Annotated in this window: 21 protein-coding genes; 2 read left to right on the forward strand and 19 right to left on the reverse strand. The window is 65.0% G+C overall.

Translation table 11 applies throughout. The features are described from left to right. Nucleotides 1-305: 305 nt before the first annotated feature. The 10 genes from K410_RS0128165 to K410_RS0128210 form a co-directional block, all read right to left on the reverse strand. Nucleotides 306-1,256 carry a polyphosphate kinase 2 family protein gene (locus K410_RS0128165; protein WP_028137969.1) on the reverse strand — a complete coding sequence of 317 codons (951 nt, stop codon included), beginning with the start codon at nucleotides 1,254-1,256 and terminating at the stop codon, nucleotides 306-308. Next, nucleotides 1,216-2,235, reverse strand: a complete 1,020-nt coding sequence (locus K410_RS0128170; RefSeq protein ID WP_028137970.1) for a branched-chain amino acid ABC transporter permease — start codon at nucleotides 2,233-2,235, stop codon at nucleotides 1,216-1,218. The genes K410_RS0128165 and K410_RS0128170 overlap by 41 nt, the downstream gene beginning before the upstream one ends. Next, nucleotides 2,232-3,113: a branched-chain amino acid ABC transporter permease gene (locus K410_RS0128175; protein WP_028137971.1), complete on the reverse strand. Its 882-nt coding sequence runs from the start codon at nucleotides 3,111-3,113 to the stop codon at nucleotides 2,232-2,234. The genes K410_RS0128170 and K410_RS0128175 overlap by 4 nt, the downstream gene beginning before the upstream one ends. A gap of 5 nt (nucleotides 3,114-3,118) precedes the next feature. Next, the gene (locus K410_RS0128180; protein WP_028137972.1) at nucleotides 3,119-3,823 is read right to left on the reverse strand and encodes an ABC transporter ATP-binding protein; all 705 of its coding nucleotides are present in this window, start codon (nucleotides 3,821-3,823) and stop codon (nucleotides 3,119-3,121) included. A 3-nt stretch (nucleotides 3,824-3,826) separates the two neighbouring features. Next, nucleotides 3,827-4,594, reverse strand: coding sequence for an ABC transporter ATP-binding protein (locus K410_RS0128185; RefSeq protein WP_028137973.1), 768 nt, complete (start codon nucleotides 4,592-4,594; stop codon nucleotides 3,827-3,829). 15 nt (nucleotides 4,595-4,609) lie between these two features. Further along, entirely contained in the window at nucleotides 4,610-5,932 is a 1,323-nt protein-coding gene (locus tag K410_RS0128190) for an ABC transporter substrate-binding protein (protein ID WP_028137974.1), read from the reverse strand. A 93-nt stretch (nucleotides 5,933-6,025) separates the two neighbouring features. Beyond that, the gene (locus tag K410_RS0128195; RefSeq protein ID WP_028137975.1) at nucleotides 6,026-6,730 is read right to left on the reverse strand and encodes a hypothetical protein; all 705 of its coding nucleotides are present in this window, start codon (nucleotides 6,728-6,730) and stop codon (nucleotides 6,026-6,028) included. 21 nt (nucleotides 6,731-6,751) lie between these two features. Continuing rightward, nucleotides 6,752-7,777, reverse strand: a complete 1,026-nt coding sequence (locus K410_RS0128200) for an ABC transporter substrate-binding protein (RefSeq protein WP_028137976.1) — start codon at nucleotides 7,775-7,777, stop codon at nucleotides 6,752-6,754. A gap of 90 nt (nucleotides 7,778-7,867) precedes the next feature. Continuing rightward, entirely contained in the window at nucleotides 7,868-8,656 is a 789-nt protein-coding gene (locus tag K410_RS0128205; protein WP_028137977.1) for an ABC transporter permease, read from the reverse strand. Then, complete coding sequence (locus K410_RS0128210; protein WP_028137978.1) at nucleotides 8,656-9,474, reverse strand: ABC transporter ATP-binding protein; 819 nt, start codon at nucleotides 9,472-9,474, stop codon at nucleotides 8,656-8,658. The genes K410_RS0128205 and K410_RS0128210 overlap by 1 nt, the downstream gene beginning before the upstream one ends. Nucleotides 9,475-9,752: 278 nt before the next feature. Here K410_RS0128210 and K410_RS0128215 point away from each other — a divergent pair, with 278 nt between their 5' ends. Together K410_RS0128215 and K410_RS0128220 are read left to right on the forward strand one after the other, a co-directional pair. After that, nucleotides 9,753-10,535 carry an ATP-binding cassette domain-containing protein gene (locus K410_RS0128215; protein WP_028137979.1) on the forward strand — a complete coding sequence of 261 codons (783 nt, stop codon included), beginning with the start codon at nucleotides 9,753-9,755 and terminating at the stop codon, nucleotides 10,533-10,535. Further along, nucleotides 10,532-12,091 (forward strand): glycine betaine ABC transporter substrate-binding protein, encoded by a 1,560-nt coding sequence (locus tag K410_RS0128220; protein WP_028137980.1) that lies wholly within the window; start codon nucleotides 10,532-10,534, stop codon nucleotides 12,089-12,091. The genes K410_RS0128215 and K410_RS0128220 overlap by 4 nt, the downstream gene beginning before the upstream one ends. An 87-nt stretch (nucleotides 12,092-12,178) precedes the next feature. Here the strand turns inward: K410_RS0128220 and K410_RS0128225 are convergent, their stop codons facing one another. The 9 genes from K410_RS0128225 to K410_RS0128270 all read right to left on the reverse strand — a co-directional run bounded on the left by K410_RS0128225 (nucleotide 12,179) and on the right by K410_RS0128270 (nucleotide 22,005). Continuing rightward, complete coding sequence (locus K410_RS0128225; RefSeq protein WP_028137981.1) at nucleotides 12,179-13,891, reverse strand: sulfatase-like hydrolase/transferase; 1,713 nt, start codon at nucleotides 13,889-13,891, stop codon at nucleotides 12,179-12,181. A 352-nt stretch (nucleotides 13,892-14,243) separates the two neighbouring features. Next, entirely contained in the window at nucleotides 14,244-15,092 is an 849-nt protein-coding gene (locus tag K410_RS0128235) for an SDR family oxidoreductase (RefSeq protein WP_028137982.1), read from the reverse strand. A gap of 182 nt (nucleotides 15,093-15,274) precedes the next feature. Then, complete coding sequence (gene ilvC / locus K410_RS0128240) at nucleotides 15,275-16,294, reverse strand: ketol-acid reductoisomerase (protein WP_028137983.1); 1,020 nt, start codon at nucleotides 16,292-16,294, stop codon at nucleotides 15,275-15,277. A gap of 133 nt (nucleotides 16,295-16,427) precedes the next feature. Further along, on the reverse strand, nucleotides 16,428-17,030 hold the full coding sequence (locus K410_RS0128245) for a LysE family translocator (RefSeq protein WP_028137984.1): 603 nt from the start codon (nucleotides 17,028-17,030) through the stop codon (nucleotides 16,428-16,430). Between the two features lie 7 nt (nucleotides 17,031-17,037). Continuing rightward, entirely contained in the window at nucleotides 17,038-17,928 is an 891-nt protein-coding gene (locus K410_RS0128250; RefSeq protein ID WP_028137985.1) for an EamA family transporter, read from the reverse strand. A gap of 66 nt (nucleotides 17,929-17,994) precedes the next feature. Beyond that, the gene (locus K410_RS0128255; protein WP_028137986.1) at nucleotides 17,995-18,684 is read right to left on the reverse strand and encodes a class I SAM-dependent methyltransferase; all 690 of its coding nucleotides are present in this window, start codon (nucleotides 18,682-18,684) and stop codon (nucleotides 17,995-17,997) included. A gap of 3 nt (nucleotides 18,685-18,687) precedes the next feature. Further along, the gene (ilvN, locus tag K410_RS0128260; protein WP_028137987.1) at nucleotides 18,688-19,230 is read right to left on the reverse strand and encodes an acetolactate synthase small subunit; all 543 of its coding nucleotides are present in this window, start codon (nucleotides 19,228-19,230) and stop codon (nucleotides 18,688-18,690) included. 23 nt (nucleotides 19,231-19,253) lie between these two features. Further along, a complete protein-coding gene (locus tag K410_RS0128265) occupies nucleotides 19,254-20,225 on the reverse strand; it encodes a threonine dehydratase (protein ID WP_028137988.1) in 972 nt (323 codons plus the stop codon). A gap of 4 nt (nucleotides 20,226-20,229) precedes the next feature. Beyond that, nucleotides 20,230-22,005 (reverse strand): acetolactate synthase 3 large subunit, encoded by a 1,776-nt coding sequence (locus tag K410_RS0128270; RefSeq protein WP_028137989.1) that lies wholly within the window; start codon nucleotides 22,003-22,005, stop codon nucleotides 20,230-20,232. Between the last annotated feature and the right edge of the window lie 30 nt (nucleotides 22,006-22,035).

Raw genomic sequence — 22,035 nt, forward strand, 5'->3', positions numbered from 1 at the left:
GTTTTTGCCGCTATGCGATAGTCCGAACGAGCTCCATCGCACTTAACGCGGCTGGATTTGCGGAGGTGGAGTCATAGACCTCCCCTTGCTCATGAGGTGGACGTTGCGCGTCGCTTGTTTGCGACCGTCGGCATGGTCCTCCTGTGACACAAAACTGTCAAGCGGGATCAGCCGGGGTGCGACATCACAATTGAGCCGCCGGTTCCGCAGGGCGCGCCGAGCGTCTGTTTTGCCCGACGCGACAAAATTCGCAAATTTAGAACTCTTTCCCGGCGACCCCAAGCCGTTGATTTTGCTGCCACCGGCTACTGTGCATGGGGTTGTTTTCGCGATTTTTTTGTATTGCCTCTGTTTTCTTCCTGCTCCAGCGCCTTGCGCACCTCGTCGAACTCGCGCAGCGAGGCCTTGTCGGCGCGGGGAAAGCGCAAGTCGAGCTTTTCGAGCGTCGCATTGATCACTGAGCCGATCACGACGCGCGCGAACCATTTGTGGTCGGCCGGCACGACGTACCAAGGCGCATGAGACGTCGCCGTGTGCCGGACGATATCCTGGTAGACCGCCTGGTAGCGCGGCCACAGCGCGCGCTCCTCGATGTCGCCCATCGAGAATTTCCACTGCTTGGCCGGATCCTGCAGCCGGTCGAGGAAGCGCTCGCGCTGCTCGTCCTTGGAGACGTTGAGGAAGAACTTCAGCACCACGGTGCCGTTGCGGCAGAGATAGCGCTCCCATGCGGAGATGTCTTCGAACCGCTCCTTCCAGATGTTCTTGGTGAGGAGCCTCTGCGGCAGCTTCTCCTTGGCGAGAAGCTCCGGATGCACGCGCGTCACCAGGCATTCCTCGTAGTGGGAACGGTTGAAGATGCCGATACGGCCGCGCTCGGGCAGCGCGATCACATGGCGCCAGAGGAAGTCGTGGTCGAGCTCCTTGCTGCTCGGCGCCTTGAAGGCATGGACCTCGCAGCCCTGCGGGTTGATGCCTTCGAAGATCGCCTTGATCGCACTATCCTTGCCGCCGGCATCCATGGCCTGGAACACGATCAGCAGCGACCAGCGGTCCTGCGCGTAGAGCTTCTCCTGAAACTCGGTCAGCCGCTTCTTGTTGGCGTCGAGAATCGCCTGCGCCGCCTCCTTGTCGAGACCGCCCTTCTCGCTGGTCTTGTGATCCTTGAGATGAAACTTGCCCGAACCGTCATAGCGGAACGGCGTAATGTAGCGGTCAAGCTCCTGGGCGAGCGGCTTGGACGGTTTCTTGCTCATGAGCGCGGGGCACCTTGCGTTGCGGCTTCAATCGGTCGAGCAAGCTACCAAGGATGCCCTTGGGAAGGAATATGATGAAAAGCACGAGCAATAGCCCGTAGACAAGGTTGTCCCAGCCGACCGCCTTGGTACCGAAACCGATGCGCAGGGTCTCGGCCAGCATGATGGTGATGATGGCGCCGACGGTCGGGCCGAGCGAGACGAACAGGCCGCCGACGATGGCCGCGAACACCATCTGCAGCGACACCGCGATGCCGCTGACGGTGTCGGGCGTGATGAACATCTGGTACTGGCAGTAGATCGCGCCCGCCAGCGCCGTCATCAACGCGCTGAGCAGCGTGATCTTCAGCTTCTCCGCGGTGACGTCGACGCCGGCGGCGGCCGCCGCGTCCTCGTCCTCCGAGATCGCCTCCAGCGCATAGCGGGCCATGCTGCGGTCGACCCAGTGCCAGACCACGATGCCGAACAGCCAGACCCCGAGCGCGATCAGGTACCAGGTCGTCTTGTCGTCGAATTGCAGCGCCAGCAGCTTGCTGCCCGAGGTCCGGTTCGGCGTGTAGCCCAGCGAGCCGCCGGTGTAGTCGCGCGTCGCGGTGATGACCTGGAGCACGATGCCCGACAGCGCCAGCGTCACCAGCACGAAATAATGCCCGGTGATGCGGAAGCGGAAGCAAGGATAGCCGACGATCAGCGCCAGCGCGCCGGCCGCGATCATGCTGATGGGAATGCCGATCCAGGGCGACAGCCCTGCGTGATTCCAAAGCAGCGCGGTGACATAGGCGCCGATCCCCATGAAGCCGCCGTGCCCGAGCGAGACCAGGCCGAACCGTCCCATCACCGACCAGGAGGTGTAGGCGAACGACCAGATCAGGATCAGCACCAGGATGTGCAGATGATAGGGATCGCGATAGACGAACGGCAGCGCGACCAGCGCCGCCAGGCCTATTCCCCATGCCGCAAGCCGCCCCTGCCCCGTCATCGGCGCCTCGCCAGGAGGCCCGCGGGCCGGATGAACATCATGACGATGAAGAAGGCGAAGGCGAGCACGTAGCCCCATTCGAGATCGGAGAACAGGCCGCCGAGCGAGATGATCTCGGCAAACACGAAGGCGGCGATGAAGCCGCCGATGAAGTTGCCGAGGCCCCCGAGCACGCAAATGAGGAAGGTGATCGGCCCGAACGACAGGCCGACGAAGGGGTGCACGTCATATTGCAGCACGAGAAGGCAGGCGGCGAGCCCGGCCAGCGCGCCGCCGAGCGCGGAGGTGATGAGATAGATCCGCCTGGTGTCGACACCCATCAGCGCCATGATCTGGCGGTCCTGCGAGATGGCGCGGATCGCAGTGCCGGTGAAGGTGCGCGTCATGAACAGGTAGACCGCGACCATGCCGACCAGCGCCGCCAGGAACGACAGCAGCCGCGCATAGCTGAAATTCATGTCGCCGAAGGCGAGCACCGGCAGGCGGATGCCGAGATTGCGGAAGTCGATGCCGAAGGCGACGGTGGCAAAGCTCTGCAGCACGAACAGCACGCCGCCGGTCGCGAGCAGCTGGTTGATCGGCGGCGCGGTCAGTAGCGGCGCGATCACGAGGTAATGCAGCGCCGCGCCAAGCACGGCGACCAGCAGGATGGTGAGCGGGGCGGCAACGAAATAGCTGACGCCGTAAACCTGCACCAAGAAATACATGCCGTACATGCCGATCATCACCAGCTCGGCGTAGCAGATCCAGGTCACGTCGATGACGCCGAAGATCAGGTTGAGCCCGAGCGCGAGCAGCGCCAGCACGCCGCCGAGCAGGATGCCGTTGATCACGGCCTCCAGCAGGTAGATGTCGAAGACGTCGAGGAATCCCTGCATGCCCATCACACCCCGAGATACGCTTCCTTGACCGTATCGCTCGCCAGCATCTCGGCCGCGGTGCCGGACGCGCGGATCGAGCCGGCCTCGATCAGATAGGCGCGATCGACCACTTTCAGCACCTGCTGCACGTTCTGCTCGACGATCAGCACCGTCAGCCCGCTGGCGCGAATCCGCTTCACCAGCTCGAACACCTGCTGCACCACGACCGGCGCGAGCCCCGCCGACGGCTCGTCGAGCAGCAGCAACTTCGGATTGGACATCAGCGCGCGGCCGATCGCGCACATCTGCTGCTCGCCGCCGGACATCGTGCCGGCCATCTGGTGCCGCCGCTCCTTCAGGCGCGGGAACAGGTCGAACACGACCTCGAGCCGCTCGGCATAATGCCCGCGCGCCTCCTTCATGAACGCGCCCATCTTGAGATTGTCGTCGACCGTGAGCTGCGGAAACAATCGCCGGTTCTCCGGCACATGCGCGATGCCGAGGCTGACGATCTTGTGCGGCGGCGTTGCCACGACGTCGACGCCTTCCATCCGGATCGAGCCGCGCGAGGGCCGGATCAGGCCGGAGATGACGCGCATCAGGGTGGTCTTGCCGGCGCCGTTGGGGCCGATGACGCCGACGGCTTCGCCGGCCCTGACGTCGAGGCTGACGTCGAACAGCGCCTGGAACGTACCATAGCCGGCATTGACGGCGCGGAGCTCCAGCATCGGCTAGCCTCCCGCGCGGCGGCGCGCTTCGGCGGCCGCGGCCTGCGTCGTCTCGGCATCGGTGCCGAGATAGACCTCGATGACGCGCGGATCGCCGGCGACCGCGCTCGGCAGGCCTTCCGAGATCTTCTCGCCGTGATCGAGCACCATGACGCGATCGACGACGCGCATCAAGACGCCCATGATGTGCTCGACCCAGATGATGGTGATGCCGAGCTCGTCGCGGATGTTGCGCAGCATGTCGGCGGCCTGGTCCATCTCGGCCTCGTCGAGGCCGCCGAGGCTCTCGTCGGCCAGCAGCAGCTTCGGCGCGGTGGCGAGCGCCTTGGCGAGCTCGAGCTTCTTCAGGCCGGCGGCACCGAGACCGTCGACGCTGGCATGGCGATCGGTCGGCAGGCCGACCATCGCAAGCGAACGCTCGGCCGCCTCCTCGGCCTTGACGCGGCTGTGGCGGCCCTGCCCATAAAAGCCCGCGAGCGCAACGTTCTCGAAGATGGTCAGGCGGCGGAACGGCCGCGGAATCTGGAAGGTCCGCCCGATGCCGCTGTTGATGATCCGGTGCGGGGCGAGGCCCGCGATCTCGGAGCCGCCGAACAGGATCGAGCCCGAGGTCGGCGCCAGCGTGCCGGAGAGCATGTTGAAGATCGTGCTCTTGCCCGAGCCGTTGGGGCCGATCAGGCCGAGGATCTCGCCCTGGTCGACCCGAAACGACACGTTGTTCACGGCAGTGAAGCCGCCAAACCGCTTCACCAGCCCGCTGACTTCCAGCACCAAGGCTCTCCGCCGCTACTGGTTGCTATAGGTGGTGCCCTTCGGCAGCGGCAGCACGGCCTCGCGCTGCGCCTGGCTCTTGGGCCACACCACGTAGGACTTGTCGTCGACGTACTGGATCACGACGGGGAACGAGCGCTCGTTCTGGCCGGCCATGGGCGAGCCCTCGCCGTGGAATTTGACGCCGAAGCCGAGCATGGTGCCGCCTTCGGGGATGTCGGTGTCGAGTGCTGCCTTGCGCAGGGAGTCGGGATCGATGCCGCCGTATTTCTTGATGGCTCGCGGCAGCACGTCGGTCAGGAACAGGTGGGTGTTGGACGCCGCCATGCCGACATGAGCCGAACGGATGGCGAGGCCCGGCTTGCGCTTGTCGAACTCCTCGCCGACCGCCTTGATGATCGGCGGCAGCTTCGGATCCATGCTCTTCTGGTTGGCGAGCCAGATCGAGATCGGATCGGTGTTGAAGACGTAGTTGACATCCGCGCCGAGGCCTTCCTTCAGCTTTTCATAGACCCCGTAGCCCGCGCCATGTCCCACCAGCGCCCCGAACTTCAGCCCCTGCTCGCGGGCTTGCCGGAGCAACAGGGTGATGTCGGGATTGTAGCCGGTGTGGAAGACCACATCCGGCTTGGCCCGCTTCAGCTTGGTGACCAGCGCAGACAAATCCGGGGCCGTGGCCGAATAGCCTTCCCTGAGCACGATGTTGAAGCCGGCCTTCTTGGCACCGGCTTCGTTGCCCTTGGCGACGTCGACGCCGTAGGCGCCATCCTCATGGATGATGGCGACCCGCAGATCCTTCGGCTCCTTGCCCAGCTTCTCCTTCGTGTTCTGCGCGATGAAGTCCATCGTCATCATGCCGAACTGATCGCCGGAGGCCTGCGGCCGAAACACGTATTTGTAGTTCTTGTTCTCCAGCACCGCAGACGAGATGCAGGTCGTGATCCACATGAACTTCTTCAGCTGCTCGACGCGCGCTGCCACCGGCACGCACTGCGCCGAGGAAAAGAAGCCGAGCAGCATGTCGACCTTTTCCTGCTCGATCAAACGGATCGCTTCATTGATGGCGACGTCCGGCTTGCTCTGAGCATCGGCATAGATCGCCTCGATCTTGTAGCCCTCGACGTCCTTCCCGCTGTACTGATCCAGCATGATTCTCGCGCCGGTATATTGCAGCTCCGAGCCGCCACCGGCGAGCGGGCCCGTCAGATCATAGATGACACCGATCTTGAGCTTCTTGTCCTGAGCCTTGTCTTGGGCCTCGGCGGACACCGCCAAGCCTGTCGCTGATATCGCGACCAACAGCCCACGTAGCAAACGGGCAGCCATGCGCATGCGCATCAGAACCTCCCTGGACGATTGTGCGTTGCATTCGTCTTGATCTTGCTTGCCCCCATCACATGGGCAGAGCGCAGGGATGTCAAGCCTTGCGCATCAGCGCGAGGCGAACTGCTGCTCGATAAAGGCCGTGACAAATCGCGGCATGGTCGGCTTCAGATCACTCATCCCGCGCACGAGATGGATGGCCGACAATTCGGGCTCGTCCTCGCGGGCGAGGTTGGCTTCGATCCGGGCGCGGGCCTCCTCTCCCGACATATCCAGGTTGAGCACCTGCATCATCGCAATCGTCGGACCGCTGACGACGCAGTGCCATTCCGGCTCGGCCCGGTAGTCCGCCGGCGTCAGGCCGGTCTCCTCCTCGAGCTCGCGGACGACGCTGCCGGGGATGTCCAGTGCGCCGTCCCTGACGTCGTCGAGATCAGGCGTGCCCGACGGGAAATAGATACGGCCCGCATTGGCGGTGTGCTGCGCCATCTCGCCCATGATGAAGGCGCCGTCGGAGGTACGCAGCGCGCCCATGCCGAAACCGTTGAACACGGGGACGCCGGGAAAACCCCAGTCGCGCCAGGCGAGGAAGCTTGCAAAATCGGTCTCGAAATAAGTGGAAGCGAAATGGCCGCCCGCGAACACGGGATCGCGCCCGAGCAGGACCCGGCCGTTCCAGATCTTCGGCCGCTCGCGCTGCTTCTCGGCGAAGTGCGCCGCGATCTCGTCACGGCGCTCCTCCGCGAACGGCCAGACGATCGGCCGCACCGCAAGAGCGAGCGTCGTGACGCGATGAATGATCGGTGACGTCATGCGGAACGGCTATCGCGTCGGCTATTTGACGTTTCCCGTGGTCTTCTTGGCTTGTTCGACGAACTTGTTGGTGAAGGTCTTGCTGACGTCGATCTTGGCATTGGCCACCTCGGGCGAGCCGACGCTGAACACCGCGAGCACGGCGTCCGCCCCCTTCGGGTCCATCTTGCCGGTCTCCGAGTACATCGGGATCGTGTTCTTCAGCGCGGCGAGATAGAGATCCTTGTTCTTGCCGACCGTCTCTTCCGGCATCTTCGCCATGATCTCCTCTGGCGAGTGCGAATGGATCCAGGCCAGCGTGGCGAGGATGGCATTGGTGAGCGCCTGCGCTTCCTTCTCGTGGCCGTTGATCCAGGCCACGGTCGAGTAGAGCGCGCCGCCAGGATACTCGCCGCCGAATGTCTCGAGCGTGTCCTTCTGCGTGCGGGTGTCCGAGAGGATGCGCAGATCCTTGTGGCTGCCCTGAAGCACGGTCACCGAGGGATCGAGCATTACGGCAGCGTCGATCTGGCCCTGTTGCATGGCGGCGACCGCGGTGGCGCCGAGACCGACGCCGATCACGGCGACGCTGGTGGGATCGATCCCGTTCTTCTTGAGCATGTATTTGAGGAAGAAGTCGGTGGAGGAGCCGGGCGCACTCACGCCGACTTTCTTGCCGGCGAGATCCTTGACCGATTTGATCTCATTGGTCCGCGAGGGCGCGACCACCAGCACGAGGCCGGGATAGCGGTCATAGACCACGAAGGACTGGAGCTCCTGCTTCTTGGCGGCGAGATTGACGCAATGGTCGAAATAGCCGGAGACGACGTCGGCACTGCCGCCGAGCACGGCCTTCAGCGCGTCCGAGCCGCCCTTGAGGTCCACGAGCTCGACATTGAGGCCGGCCTTCTCGTATTCGCCGAGTTGCCTGGCCAGCACCGTCGGCAGATAGCACAGGCAGGAGCCGCCGCCGACCGCGATGGTGACCTTGCTTTGCGCCTGGGCAAGCGAGACGGTGAGCGTCAGCGCGAGCAGCGCGCCGGCGAGCCTGGCAATCGTGTTCTTCATTGGTTTCCTCCGTTCGGCCGGCGGCACCATAGAGCAGCAGGGCTGCCTTGAGAAGCGCTTCGCCGGCCATTCAATCGAGACCGTTACAGCCTAACCCCGCCCGTCCGACGCCGTCGGCCGCCACACCAGCAGGCGCCGCTCCACCAGCGTCACCCCGAAGTCGATCAGGATCACGAAGGCCGAGAGCACGAACATGCCGGCGAACACGCCGGCAACGTCGAACACACCCTCGGCCTGCTGAATGAGGTAGCCGAGCCCTGCCGCAGACCCCAGATATTCCCCGACCACCGCGCCGACCACGGCGAAGCCGACCGAGGTGTGCAGCGAGGAGAACATCCAGGACAGCGCCGAGGGCCAATAGACGTGCTGCATCAGCTGCCGCTCGTTCATGCCGAGCATGCGGCCGTTGTCGAGCACGGTGCGGCTGACCTCCTTGACGCCCTGATAGACGTTGAAGAACACGATGAAGAACACCAGCGTCACGCCGAGCGCGACCTTGGACCAGATGCCGAGGCCAAGCCACAGCGCGAAGATCGGCGCCAGCACCACGCGCGGCAGTGCGTTGATCATCTTCACGTACGGATCGAACACCGCGGCCACCAGCGGCTGGCGCGCGAACCAGAAGCCGACCAGCACGCCACCGGCCGAACCGATCACGAAGGCCAGGATCGATTCCGTCAGCGTGATGCCGAGATGCTTCCAGATCACGCCGGAAGAGAACCATTTCACGATCTGGCTGAAGACGTCGAGCGGATTGGAGAAGAAGAACGGCGGCAGCAGGATCTTGCCGAACACGGGAACGGTCGACAGCACCTGCCACAATACCAGGCCGACGACCGCGACCAGGACCTGCAGCGCGAACAGCGTCGGGCGCGACATCAGACCGCCTCCGCCGCTTGCGTGGATTGCGCGTAGCCCTTCATCACCTCGTCCTTGAGCACGCCCCAGATCTCGCGATGGAGCTCGTGGAATCCCTTGTCCAGCCGCACCTCGAAGATATCGCGCGGGCGGGCCAAGCTGACGCGCCAATCGCCGATGATGCGCGAGGACGGACCGGCCGACATGATCACGACGCGGTCGGCGAGCGCGATCGCCTCTTCGAGATCATGGGTCACGAACAGCACGGCCTTGCGGTCGGCGCTCCAGAGGTCGAGCAGCAGATTGCCCATCACCTGGCGGGTCTGCGCATCCAGCGGCCCGAAAGGCTCATCCATCAAGAGGATCTTTGGGTCGCGGATCAGCACCTGCGCCAGCGCCACGCGCTTGCGCTGGCCACCGGAAAGCATGTGCGGATAGCGGTTCGCGAAGGCGCCGAGGCCGACCGATGTCAGCCATTGCTGCGCCCGCGGCAGCGCTTCACTGCGCGGCATGCCCTGCACCTCGAGCCCGATCGCGACATTGTCGAGCGCGGTCTTCCAGGGGAACAGCGCGTCGGCCTGGAACAAATAGCCGGCATCCCGGTTCAGCCCGGCCAGCGGCCGGTCGAAAATCCTGACGCTGCCGGCGGCCGGCTTCAGCAGCCCCGCCGCGACGTTGAGCAGCGTCGATTTCCCGCAGCCCGTAGGCCCGACGATGGCCACGAACTCGCCCTGCGCAACCGCAAGATGGGCTTTCTCCACCGCCGTATAGACCCGCCCGTCCCCGAGCCGGAACGCGACCTTGGCATCTTCCAGCGCCACCGCCGTGGGCGTCGACATATGCTTCCTCCGAATTTCGCTTGATGCCTTAGCCGCTCGCGCGGCCAAGTTCAATCAAGGCGCCAAGCGTGCTACGCATGGGCTTGCCGCGCTCTTACCCTCCCCTGGAGGGGGAGGGTCGGTGCGCATGAAGCGAAGCGGAATGCGAACCGGGGTGGGGTGCCGGTCTCTCCACGTCCAACAGTGCCCGAGTTGAGAGATCACCCCACCCCGCTCGCGCTTCCGCGCGATCGACCCTCCCCCTCCAGGGGAGGGTAAGGAGAGCGAGCCCAATTGAGATGCCTTCCAAACCGGCCATCAGCTATTCCCACGTCAGCAAGAGCTTCGGCTCGCTGAAGGCCGTCGACGGCGTCTCGCTCGATGTCGCCGAAGGCGAATTTCTGGCGATCGTCGGCGGCTCGGGCTCCGGCAAGACCACGCTGCTGCGGCTCGCCAACCGGCTGATCGAGGCAGACAGCGGCAGCATCACGGTGGAAGGCGAGGACGTGCAAAGCGTCGATCCGGTCGCGCTGCGGCGGCGGATCGGCTACGTGTTCCAGAGCGGCGGGCTGTTTCCGCATCTGAGCGTCGTCGACAATATCGGGGTCACACCGAGGCTGCTGGGCGAACCGGCGGCGGATATCGCAGCGCGGGTCGACGAATTGCTGGAGCTGGTGCAGCTCGACCGTGACGCGCATCGCGACCGGCTGCCCGAGGCGCTCTCCGGCGGCCAGCGCCAGCGCGTCGGGGTGGCGCGGGCGCTTGCGGCGAAGCCTCGCATCGTGCTGATGGACGAGCCGTTCGGCGCGCTCGATCCGCTCACCCGCGACGCGCTCGGCGAGGACTATCGGTCGCTGCACCGCAAGCTCGGCCTGACCACCGTGATGATCACGCATGACATCACGGAGGCGATCCTGCTCGCCGACCGCATCGCGGTGATGCGCGGCGGGAAGCTGCTCGCCCAGGGCACCCCCGCCGAACTGTCGACCAGCGGCGAGGCTTACGTGCTGGAGCTGCTGCGCACGCCGCGCCGCCAGATCGAACGGCTGAACGCGCTGCTGCCGCCGGGCGGCGCGGCATGAGCCTGCTTGCCGATCCACGCTGGGGCGAGGCGCTGGCGCATCTGCCCGATTATCTCGGCAACCACGTCCGGGTGAGTCTGGCCGCGCTCGCGCTCGGTCTCGTCGTCAGCCTGCCGCTGGCGATCCTGACGCGCAACCGCCCAGCGCCGCGCGCCGTCCTGCTCGCGATCGCCAGCATCGTGCAGACGGTGCCGGGTCTGGCGCTGCTCGCGCTGTTCTATCCGCTGCTGCTGCTGGCGGCATCCGTGACGCTGGCCTGGTTCGGCGTGTCCTTCTCGGCCTTCGGCTTCCTGCCGGCGATGCTGGCGCTCGCGCTCTATTCGATGCTGCCGGTGCTGCGCAACGGCATCACCGGGCTCAACGGCATCGATCCCGCACTGATCGAGGCCGCCAAGGGCGTCGGCATGACCGCACGCCAGTCGTTGATCATGGTCGAGCTGCCGCTGGCGTTGCCGGTGATGATGGCGGGCGTCCGCACCGCCGCGGTATGGGTGATCGGCACCGCGACGCTGTCGACGCCGATCGGACAGACCAGCCTCGGCAATTACATCTTTGCCGGACTTCAGACCCAGAACTGGGTGTTCGTGCTGTTCGGCTGCTTTGCCTCGGCCCTGCTCGCACTCGCCGTCGATCAGCTGCTCGGCCTGATCGAAGGTGGCCTGCGCCAGCGCAGCCGCGCCCGCTCCGCGCTCGGCGCGGCCGGCATCGCCGCGCTGGTCGCCGCCACGCTGGTGCCGACGATGGGGCGGCCGTCGCAGGGCTATGTCGTCGGCGCCAAGACATTCGCCGAGCAATATGTGCTGTCGGCCCTGCTCAGGGACCGCCTGCGGGCCGCCGGCCTGTCCGCGGCGGCGCGCTCGGGCCTCGGCTCCAGCGTGATCTTCGGGGCGTTGAAGGCCGGCGACATCGATCTCTGTGTCGATTATTCCGGCACGCTCTGGGCCAACCAGCTGCATCGCACCGACATCAAGCCGCGCGCCGAGCTGATCGCGGAGCTGAAGACTGCGCTGGCAAAGGACGGCATCACTCTGCTCGGCGAGCTCGGCTTCGAGAACGCCTATGCGCTGGTGATGCCGAAGAAACGTGCCGAGGCGCTCGGCATCCGCACCATCGCCGATCTCGCCACGCACGCATCGACGATGTCGATCGCCGGCGACTACGAATTCTTCTCACGGCCGGAATGGGCGGCGCTGCAGAAGGCCTACGGCCTCTCGTTCCGCGCCCAGCGCCAGATGCAGCCGGACTTCATGTATGCGGCGGTGGCCAGCGGCGAGGTCGACGTCATCGCCGGCTACACCAGCGACGGCCTGATCGCGAAATACGATCTGGTCGCGCTCGACGACCCCAGGCAAGCCATCCCGCCCTATGACGCGATCCTTCTGCTCGCACCGAAGCGCGCCGGTGACGAGCGACTCAAGGCGGCGCTGAGACCATTGCTCGGCAAGATCGACATCGCCACCATGCGCGAGGCGAACCTGCGCGCCAGCGGCAACGACGCGAATTCATCACCGGACGTGGTGGCGAAGTGGCTGTGGGAGAAGGTGGGCGGGCGATAAAGTGAGATCTCGCAGGGTAGGCAAAGGCGCGTAAGCGCCGTGCCCACGATCTCTGACAGGTGATGGGCACGCTTCGCTTTGCCCACCCTACAGTCCCCTAATCATCCCCGCATCGATCAGCAGACGGTTCAGCCGCCGCGCTTCGGCGCCGTTTTTGCAGCCGTAGAAGATGCCCTTGCAGCGGAGCATGATCTCCCTCTGCTCGGCAAAGGACGGGTCGAGCGGGATGCCCGCGGCCTCCTGGATCACCAGCGGCAGATAGGGACCATCGATCGTGTCCATCACGGACTCGCTTCTGACCGGCTCGAAATTCAAGGCGTCGATCGCATAATAGGTCGCATAGAGGCGCGGATCGTAGGCGTCGAGCTTCTTGCCGAGAGCGCCCTCGTCGAGCCCGGGCTCGAGGATGGCAGGCGCGAACTCCGGCTGATGATCGCCGTAACGCACGATCAGGAAGGGCTCGCCCGGAAATTTCTTCTTCAGCCCCGCGACGAACGCCTTGTACTGCTCGGCGCTCATCGCCTGCCGGCGCAGGTATTCGTCGATGGACGCCACATTGCCCGGCGCGCGCCAATTCGGCAGCAGCTCGGGACGGAAGCGCGTCTCCCAGGGGAAATGATTGGCGCCGAGATAGATGAAGGTGAAGAGCGGCTTGTTGGGCGGCTGCTGGCCGATCAGCTGCAGCGCCTTGTCATAGAAGAAGCTGTCGGGCTCGACGTCCTTGGCGCCGAGATCCTTGGAATCGAGGAAGCGTTCGATACCGGTCGTCATCTGAAAGTTGCGGGCGGCCATGAAGCCGCCATGAGCGGGATAGAGCGACATCGTGTCGTAGCCGCAGCGGCGCAGCGCAAGCGGCAGCCCGCGCTCGACGCGGCTCGAGGCGATCCGTGTCACAAAATAGGCGAAGCGGCCGAACGAACGCGAGGAGAGCCCCGCAAGCACGTTGTATTCGGTGAACCAGCTCGGTCCGCCATTGCTTTCTGCCAGGAACGTGCGTTGCTTGCCGTCCCAGGATTTGAAGTGGCTGCCATAGCCCTGCGGCACCTTGATGCCGCGGGCCGCTCGGATGTCGAAGCTCGATTCATCATGGATCATGATGATGTTCGGCCGGCGCCCGGCGGGGTGACAGGAGTCGACCAGCGGCATGTTGAGCCGCTCATTGGTCGCGGCGGCCGATTCCATGAAGCCGTATTGCACGAAATCGGAGACCGAACTGACGCCGGAGCGGAAGAATTTCGAGAGATAACCGTCGTCGTAATAACCGCGCCAGGCCTCGTCAGGGTGATAGAGCGAATAGCCGACCAGCGCGGCAAGACAGGCCAGCTTGCAGGCGAGCGCGGGCAGACGGCGGATGCGGAACGGATCGAGCCACCACAGCGCATACATCAGCGGCAGCGTGACCAGGCCGGCCAGGATCACCGACCAGCGCAAATTCGGGAAGATCGCGAACAGAAACGCGACGGTGTCGCGGTCGATCATCATCAGGTCGATGAAGTTGACCGTCATCTGCACGACGTCGTGCTTCAGCCGCGACAGCAGCATCAGCACGACCACCATGGTCAGCGACAGCGCGCCGGAGAGCGCCGGCCGGCGCAGCAATGTGATCCAGAAGAAATTGAGGATGCCCCAGGCCAGCGCGAAGGAGAGCCGCGAGCCGAAATCGGTCTCGGTCTGGTACATCAGGGCGAGGGCGGCAAGGTGCGGCGCGGCAACGGCGAGCAGCCGCCAGATGCCGAGCGCGGCGACGCTCGCCAGCACGGCGGTGGTGGCAGAAGGACCTGGATTGGGCGCGGACGCCATCGAGGACACGCAACTCTGGTCCGGTGCGGTGATGCCAAGCCGTCTGGCCGGCCCGAAAACGACCAGGGCCTCCGGCGCAGCCGGAAGCCTGCACCATGTCATAGAACTGTAACGGAACGGTCAAGGACAGGCAACGCGCGTCGTGATCCGACCTTCGCTTAATGTCGGCGAGCGGCGCGCCGCGATACGGTGGTCGAGATCGCCAAGCACCGGCCTAGCGCTTTGCGATGCCTGAGATGAACAGGTCGAGCACCGCTTCCGCCATCCGCTCGATCTCGCCCTCCTCGACGCCCCAGCGCGGACAATCCCTCTGCCTCCAGTTGCAACGCAGCATCAATCAGGACACGGTACCTTACTGGGGCAGGAACCCGAGCCGCTTGGCGATGATGCGATCGAGCGTCCGCTTCGGCAGCACGGCCGCGATCAGGTGGCGCATCGGGTCGGGCGTGATCTGGTAGCGCACCTTGGGGCTCGCCGCCGTCAGCGCCTCGAACACGATCTCGGCGATCCGCTCGGCCGGCAGGCCCTTGGCGCCGAGGTCCATCATGAAGGCCATGACCTTGTTCAGCGCCGGCAGGTAGGGCGAGTTCTGGTAGATGGAGAGATCGATCTGCTCGGCCTTGCTCCAGATCGGGGTCTTCACGGCGCCGGGCGCGACGATGATGACGTCGATGCCGAACAGCATCAATTCGCGGCGCAGGCTTTCCGCCAATCCCTCGATGGCATGCTTGGAGGTGCAGTAGGGCGCCGACAGCGGATTGCCGTTCTTGCCCGCGACCGAGCTGATCATCACGATCCGCCCCTTCGGCCCCTTCAGCGAGGGATCGGCACCGAGCAGCGGCCCGAACGCCTGCGTCGCGATGACGGGGCCGATGACGTTGATGTCCATCTGGCGGCGAAAATCGTCGGCCGACAATTCGAGCACGGGACCGGCGACCGCGACGCCTGCATTGTTGACGAGGCCGGCCAACGTTTCCCCGTCCAGCGCCTCGCGGACTTCTCGCGCGGCGGCAAGGACGGCAGCCTCATCGGTGACGTCGAACAAGAGCGGGGTAAAATTGGCGCCGAACTCGGCCCTCAGCCGGTCGGCGTCGGCCTGCTTGCGAACACTGCCAAAGACGCGATAGCCGCGCCCGGCCAGGAATTTTGTAGTGGCCCAGCCGATGCCAGTGGACGCACCGGTGACGACGACAGATCGCATGGTCCCCTCCCTGGAGTTCCCCGCGATCATGCCTCGGATTTTCACCCGTGTCCCGGACAAGCGCAGCGAACCGAAGCGCGGAGCCGGGACCCGGGAGCCGCATGGACCCCGGATCAGCAGCGCACCACACCGGACGATGCTTTGCATCGCCGGGGGCTGCGCTGCGTCCGGGGCACAAAGACTTAGTTCTTGCTCTTGTCGACCAGCGCGCCCTTCTTGATCCAGGGCATCATGTCGCGCAGCTTGGCGCCGACTTCCTCGATCGGGTGCTCAGCGAGCTTGGCGCGGGTCGCCTTGAACGAGGTCTGGTTGACCTTGTTCTCGAGCATCCAGTCGCGGGCGAACTTGCCGCCCTGGATGTCGGCCAGAACCTTGCGCATCTCCTTCTTGGTCTCGTCCGTGATGATGCGCGGACCGGTGACGTACTCGCCGTACTCGGCGGTGTTGGAGATCGAGTAGTTCATGTTGGCGATGCCGCCTTCGTAGATCAGGTCGACGATCAGCTTCACCTCGTGCAGGCACTCGAAATAGGCCATCTCCGGGGCGTAGCCGGCTTCGACCAGCGTCTCGTAGCCGCCCTTGATCAGCTCGACCAGGCCGCCGCAGAGCACCACCTGCTCGCCGAACAGGTCGGTCTCGCACTCTTCCTTGAAGGTGGTCTCGATGATGCCGGCGCGGCCGCCGCCGATGGCGGAGGCGTAGGACAGGCCGAGGTCATGGGCGTTGCCCGAGACGTCCTTGGCGATCGCGATCAGGCAGGGCACGCCGCCGCCGCGCTGATATTCCGAGCGCACGGTGTGGCCGGGGCCCTTCGGCGCGATCATCAGCACGTCGAGATCGGCGCGGGGATCGAGTAGGTTGAAATGGACGTTGAGGCCGTGCGCGAACACCAGGGCCGCGCCCTTCTTCATGTTGTCGTGCAGGTGCTCGCGATAGATGTCGCCCTGGAGCTCGTCCGGGGTCAGCATCATGACGAGGTCGGCCCATTTGGCAGCTTCGGCGACTTCCATCACCTTGAAGCCGGCGTTCTCCGCCTTCTTGGCCGAGGCCGATCCCTTGCGCAGCGCGATGGCGACTTCCTTGACGCCGGAATCCTTCAGGTTGAGCGCATGGGCATGGCCCTGGCTGCCATAGCCGACGATGGCGACCTTCTTGCCCTTGATCAGGTTCAGGTCGGCGTCGCGATCGTAATAAACACGCATGGTCGTTTCCTCGTTCAGGGCCGAAAATCGGCCATTGGTCAGTGTCCGAAGGGTGAAATTTGCGGATTTCGGGGGCTGTCTAGAGCATTTTCAGCCCTGAGGGAAACCCGTTTCTGCATGGAAATCCGCGACATCATGCATCCATGAAAACGGGGTAGAGGGAGGCCAGCAGCAGGATCGCCATCAGGATATTGAAGGCCCGGACCAGCCGCTCCGAAGTCAGGACCGGCCGCAAGGCGGAGCCGAACAGGGCCCAGACCACGGTCGAGACGGTACCGACGATCAGGCTGATCAGGGTCTGGATCGCGATATTGAGCGGGAATTGGGCGATCGCCGCATAGGCGGTGATGGTGCCGATCACGATCACCCAGCCCTTGGCGTTGATCCATTGGAACATCGCCGCGCCCCAGAAGGTCATCGGGCCGCGGCCATCCCCCTCCCCCGGCTTGGCCGGGCCGGACATGGCGATCACGGCGGCAAGATAGATCAGGTAGGCGGCCCCGGCATATTTCAGGATGGTCTGCAGGATCGGATAGGCCAGGAAGACGGAGCCGAGCCCGAGGCCGACAGCTGCGACCATGAAGGCGAAGCCGAGAACGATGCCCACGATGTGGGGGATGGTGCGCCGGAAGCCGTAGGTCAGGCCCGAGGACAGCAGCATGATGTTGTTCGGCCCGGGCGTGAAATACATCACGACCATGAAGATGAGGAAGGCATAGAGCAGCGACTGGGACATGCTCACCTCACGCCGTCTTCGGCAACGGTTCTTCGGGTAGCGTATCGGGCCGCTTCGCCAGCACCATCACGGCGATACCGCCGATCACGGTCACCATGCCGGCAAGCCGCAAGGGTCCGAACCGCTCGCCGAAAACGATGCTGGAGGCCGCCGAGCCGACGAATGGGACCAGCAGCGCGAACGGCACCACTTGCGCGGCGGGATAGTCGCGCAGCAAGCGGCCCCACAGCCAATAGGCGATGCTGGTGGAGATGCCGCCAAGCGCCAGCATGCAGAGCGCCGATGTCAGCGACATCCGGCTCAGCGACGTCCAGGTCGGCGCCGGGCCGTCGGCGATCAGCGTCAGCACGAATAGCGGCACGGCCGAGGCGAGGCACAGCCACGCGAACAGGTCGAACATCGGCACGCCGCGGGCCTTGCGCAGCAGCAGATTGCCGACCGCGAAGCTGAGCGGCGAGATCATCAGCACCGCGAACGCAGCGACGCTGAAATCGTAGCCGACCGTGCCGCAGATCATCAGCAGGCCGATCGCGGCGATAGCGATGCCGAGCGTCTGCATCGGTGTCGGACGCTCGCCAAAGGCGATCGCGGCAAAACCGATCGTGAACAGCGCCTGGCTCTGCACCACCACGCTGGTGAGCCCGACCGGCACGCCGTGAGCGATGCCATAGGCCTGGCTGAGGAACTGGCCGAGGAACAACGTGGAGCTGATCGCGATCAGCAGCGACCAGGTGATCTTGGGCTTGCGGATGAACAGGCACGGCACCGCTGCAATGGCGAAGCGCAGCGTCGTCATCAGCTCCGGCGACAACTCGTCGAGCGCGAACCGGCTCGCCACGAAGGCAAGCCCCCAGATGACCGCCACCAGGACGGCGATGAGGATATCGGCCGGCTTCATTGTTGTTCTCGGTTCTGCCCTGTCGTGCAGCCCTGTTGTTATTCGTCTAGCCTTGCTCGCCGGCCTTTACGTGGAAGAATTGGGTTTGCGCAGCAGATACGTGCCGTGCATCGGTGCGTGGTAGTCGGCCGAGACCAGCGTGAACCCGACGTCGGTCAGCATCCGCTCCATCACCCAGCCGAAGGTGGAGTATTCGTCGCGCATATGTGTCACCACGCTTTCGCGCGCGAAATCGTGGTTCTTGATCTGGAAGTCGGCCCATTGCTCGACGTCGCGCTCGATCGCGTCGGGCATCGCGGTGTAGACGATGTCGCGCAGGTAGAACGTCGCGCCCGGCTTGAGCGCGCGAAAAATCCGCGACATCGCCACCGCTTTCCAGAAGTCCGGCAAATGGTGCAGCGTGAACTCGCTGACGACGAGATCGTAGGATTCGGGCCGATAGGCAAAGCTGAGCAGGCCGGCGGACTGGGTGCGCACCGGCGCCTTGCGGTCGCGCGCGTAGATCTCGGCGAGCGCCAGCATCGCTGGCGAGATGTCGATGGCGTCGACCTCGGCACCCAGCAGCGCCGCTTCGGTCGCCAGCACGCCGTTGCCGCAGCCGATGTCGGCAATGCGCCAGCCGCGCTGGACTCCCAGCATCTTCAGTGCGGCGCGCGCCCGCAGATCGGCATCGTCGTGGGCGTCGTAGATCGAGGCCACGGCGGGCCCGATCCCCATCCGGTTCCGCTCGTTATAGTACCAGTCGCGCGCCAGCATGGCTCACATCCCTTCAGGCCCGCGGCCGATCGCGGCAACGCCGGTGCGCGACACCTCGACGAGGCCGAGCGGGCGCATCAAATCGATAAACTGGTTGATCTTGTCCGTGTTGCCTGTGATCTCGAACACAAAGCTCTCGGTCGTGGCGTCAATCACCCGGGCGCGGAACGCATCCGCCAGCCGAAGCGCCTCGACGCGATGCTCGCCCTGCCCGCGCACCTTCACCATCGCGAGCTCGCGCTCGATCGAGCGCCGGGTCTGGGTCATGTCGACGACCTGATAGACCGGGATCATGCGGTCAAGCTGGTTCTTGATCTGCGCGATCACCATTGGCGTGCCGGTGGTGACGATGGTGATGCGCGACAGATGCTTCTGGGCCTCGGTCTCCGAGACCGTGAGGCTTTCGATGTTGTAGCCGCGACCCGAGAACAGGCCGATGACGCGGGCGAGCACGCCCGGCTCGTTCTGCACGAGCACCGCGAGCGTGTGCGTCTCGTTCGGGTCGTGGCGCTCCTCGATGAAATAGGCGGATGCGGGCTGGTTCATTGTCGTCCCCTCTTGTCTCTCCGTCACGCCATCGCTGGCGCGTCCGTCCCGACCCAACGGCGGAACAGATCGAAATCGATATTGCCCCCGGACAGCACGAGACCGACGCGCTTGCCCTTGAGCTTGCTCTTTTCCTGCAGCGCCGCGGCCAACGCGGCTGCGCCGGCGCCTTCGGCGAGATTATGTGTATCGGTCCAGTAGGCGCGGATCGCGGCGGCAACCTCGTCGTCGGTGACCTCTACGATGCGCGCGGCGCCCTTGCGGATCAGCGCAAATGCATCCGCGTCGGGGATGCGCGTCGCCATGCCGTCGGCGCGCGTGTTGCTGGTTTCGGTCGTCACGATTTTTCCGGCCGCGAACGACAGCGCATAGGACGGCGCTTCCGTCGATTGCACGCCGACGATCTCGGTTTTCAGGCCGAGCAGGTCGCGCGCCATGATGCAGCCGCAGATGCCGGAGCCCTGCCCGATCGGCACATAGAGGACATCGAGGTCGGGCGCGGCGCGGAACAGTTCGAGAGCGTAGGTCGCAACGCCAAGAACGAGATCCGGGTGGAACGAGGGCACCATGTGGAGCCCGGCGAACTGCGCGCGGCGCTCGGCTTCCTCGCGAGCCGCCTGAAAGTCCTCGCCGTGCTCGACGAGTTCGGCACCAAAGGCCGTCATCGCGCGGTTCTTCTCGACCGAGTTGCCGCGCGGCACATAGATCACCGCGGGTACGCCGTGGCGACTCGCGGCAAAGGCGAGGCTCTGACCGTGATTGCCGCGCGTCGCCGAGATGATCCCCGATGTCTTCGGCCGCTCGCGCTTCAGCCGTTCGAGATAGACGAGGCCGCCGCGCACCTTGAAGGCGCCGATCGGCGTGTGGTTCTCGTGCTTGACCACGACCTCGGTGCCGAGCCGACCTGCGAGCAACGGCCAGGCATGCGCCGGCGTTGCCGGCACCGCCTGCCCCACGATCGCATGTGCGCGCTCGAGCTCCCTCAGGTCGAACATGGCTTCACACCAGCGCCTTGCCACCGGCGAACGCCTTCGCGGTCGCCTCGTCATTGGCCTGCTCCGGCAACAGCATCTCGTTGTGCGCCTTGCCGGACGGAATCATCGGGAAGCAGTTTTCGAGCGCCGCGACGCGGCAGTCGAACAGCACCGGCCGCTTGACCGAGATCATCTCCTTGATGGCGCCGTCGAGATCGCCGGGCTTGTGCACCTGAAGGCCGACGGCGCCATAGGCTTCGGCGAGCTTGACGAAATCCGGCAGCGCCTCCGAATAGGAATGCGACAGCCGGTTGCCGTGCAGCAGCTGCTGCCACTGCCGCACCATGCCCATGTACTGGTTGTTCAGGATGAAGATCTTGATCGGCAGCTCGTACTGCACCGCCGTCGACATCTCCTGCATCGTCATCTGCACCGAGGCATCGCCTGCGATGTCGATGACGAGACTGTCGGGATGGGCCACCTGCACGCCGACCGCGGCCGGCAGGCCGTAGCCCATGGTGCCGAGACCGCCCGACGTCATCCAGCGATGCGGCTCCTCGAAGCCGTAGAACTGCGCCGCCCACATCTGGTGCTGGCCGACCTCGGTCGTGATGTAGGTGTCCCTGCCGCGCGTGGCTTCGAACAGGCTCTGGATCGCATGCTGCGGCAGGATGACGTCGTTGCTCTTCTTGTAGTAGAGCGAGTTGCGGGCGCGCCATTGCGCGATCTGCTGCCACCAGCTCTTGATGTCCGGCTTCTTCGCCTCCGCCTTGAACACCTGCAGGATGTCGCCGAGGACGTTGCCGCAATCGCCGATGATCGGCACGTCGACGCGGATGTTCTTGTTGATCGAGGACGGGTCGATGTCGATGTGGATCTTCTTCGAATTGGGGGAGAACGCATCGACGCGGCCGGTGATGCGGTCGTCGAAGCGCGCGCCGACGCACAGCATGACGTCGCAATCATGCATCGTCATGTTGGCCTCATAGGTGCCGTGCATGCCGAGCATGCCGAGCCAGTTCTTGCCCGATCCAGGATAGGCGCCGAGACCCATCAGCGTCGAAGTGATCGGGAAACCGGTGACCTCGACCAGCTCGCGCAACAGCCTGGTCGCTTCGGGGCCGGAATTGATGACGCCGCCGCCGCTGTAGATCACGGGACGCTTGGCACCCGCCAGCAGCGCCACCGCTTTGCGGATCTGCGCCGCATCGCCCTTCACGCGCGGCGCATAGGAACGGTGCACGTCGGACTTGCGCGGCGGATGATAGGTGCCGGTCGCGAACTGCACGTCCTTGGGCACGTCGACCAGCACCGGCCCGGGACGGCCGGAGGTCGCGACGTAGAAGGCCTCGTGCAGAACTTTCGCGAGATCGTTGACGTCGCGGACCAGCCAATTGTGCTTGGTGCAGGGGCGCGTGATGCCGACCGTGTCGCATTCCTGGAACGCGTCGTTGCCGATCAGATGCGTCGGCACCTGGCCCGAAATGCAGACCAGCGGGATCGAGTCCATCAGCGCATCGGTCAGCGGCGTCACCATGTTGGTGGCGCCGGGGCCGGAAGTCACCAGCGCGACGCCCGGCTTGCCGGTCGAGCGGGCATAGCCCTCGGCGGCGTGGCCCGCGCCCTGCTCGTGACGGACCAGGATGTGCTGGACTTCGCTCTGCTGGAAGATCTCGTCATAGATCGGAAGCACGGCGCCGCCGGGATAGCCGAAAATGTCGGTCACGCCGTGATCGATGAGCGCGCGCACGATCATCGCGGCGCCGGTCATCTGGTTCGGATCGTGGCTCTTGTCGCTCATTGGCTTGCTCCGGATGCGCTGTTGTCAGCG

It is taken from the genome of Bradyrhizobium sp. 22, assembly GCF_000482425.1.
In the GTDB taxonomy this organism is placed as follows: Bacteria; Pseudomonadota; Alphaproteobacteria; order Rhizobiales; family Xanthobacteraceae; genus Bradyrhizobium; species Bradyrhizobium japonicum_B.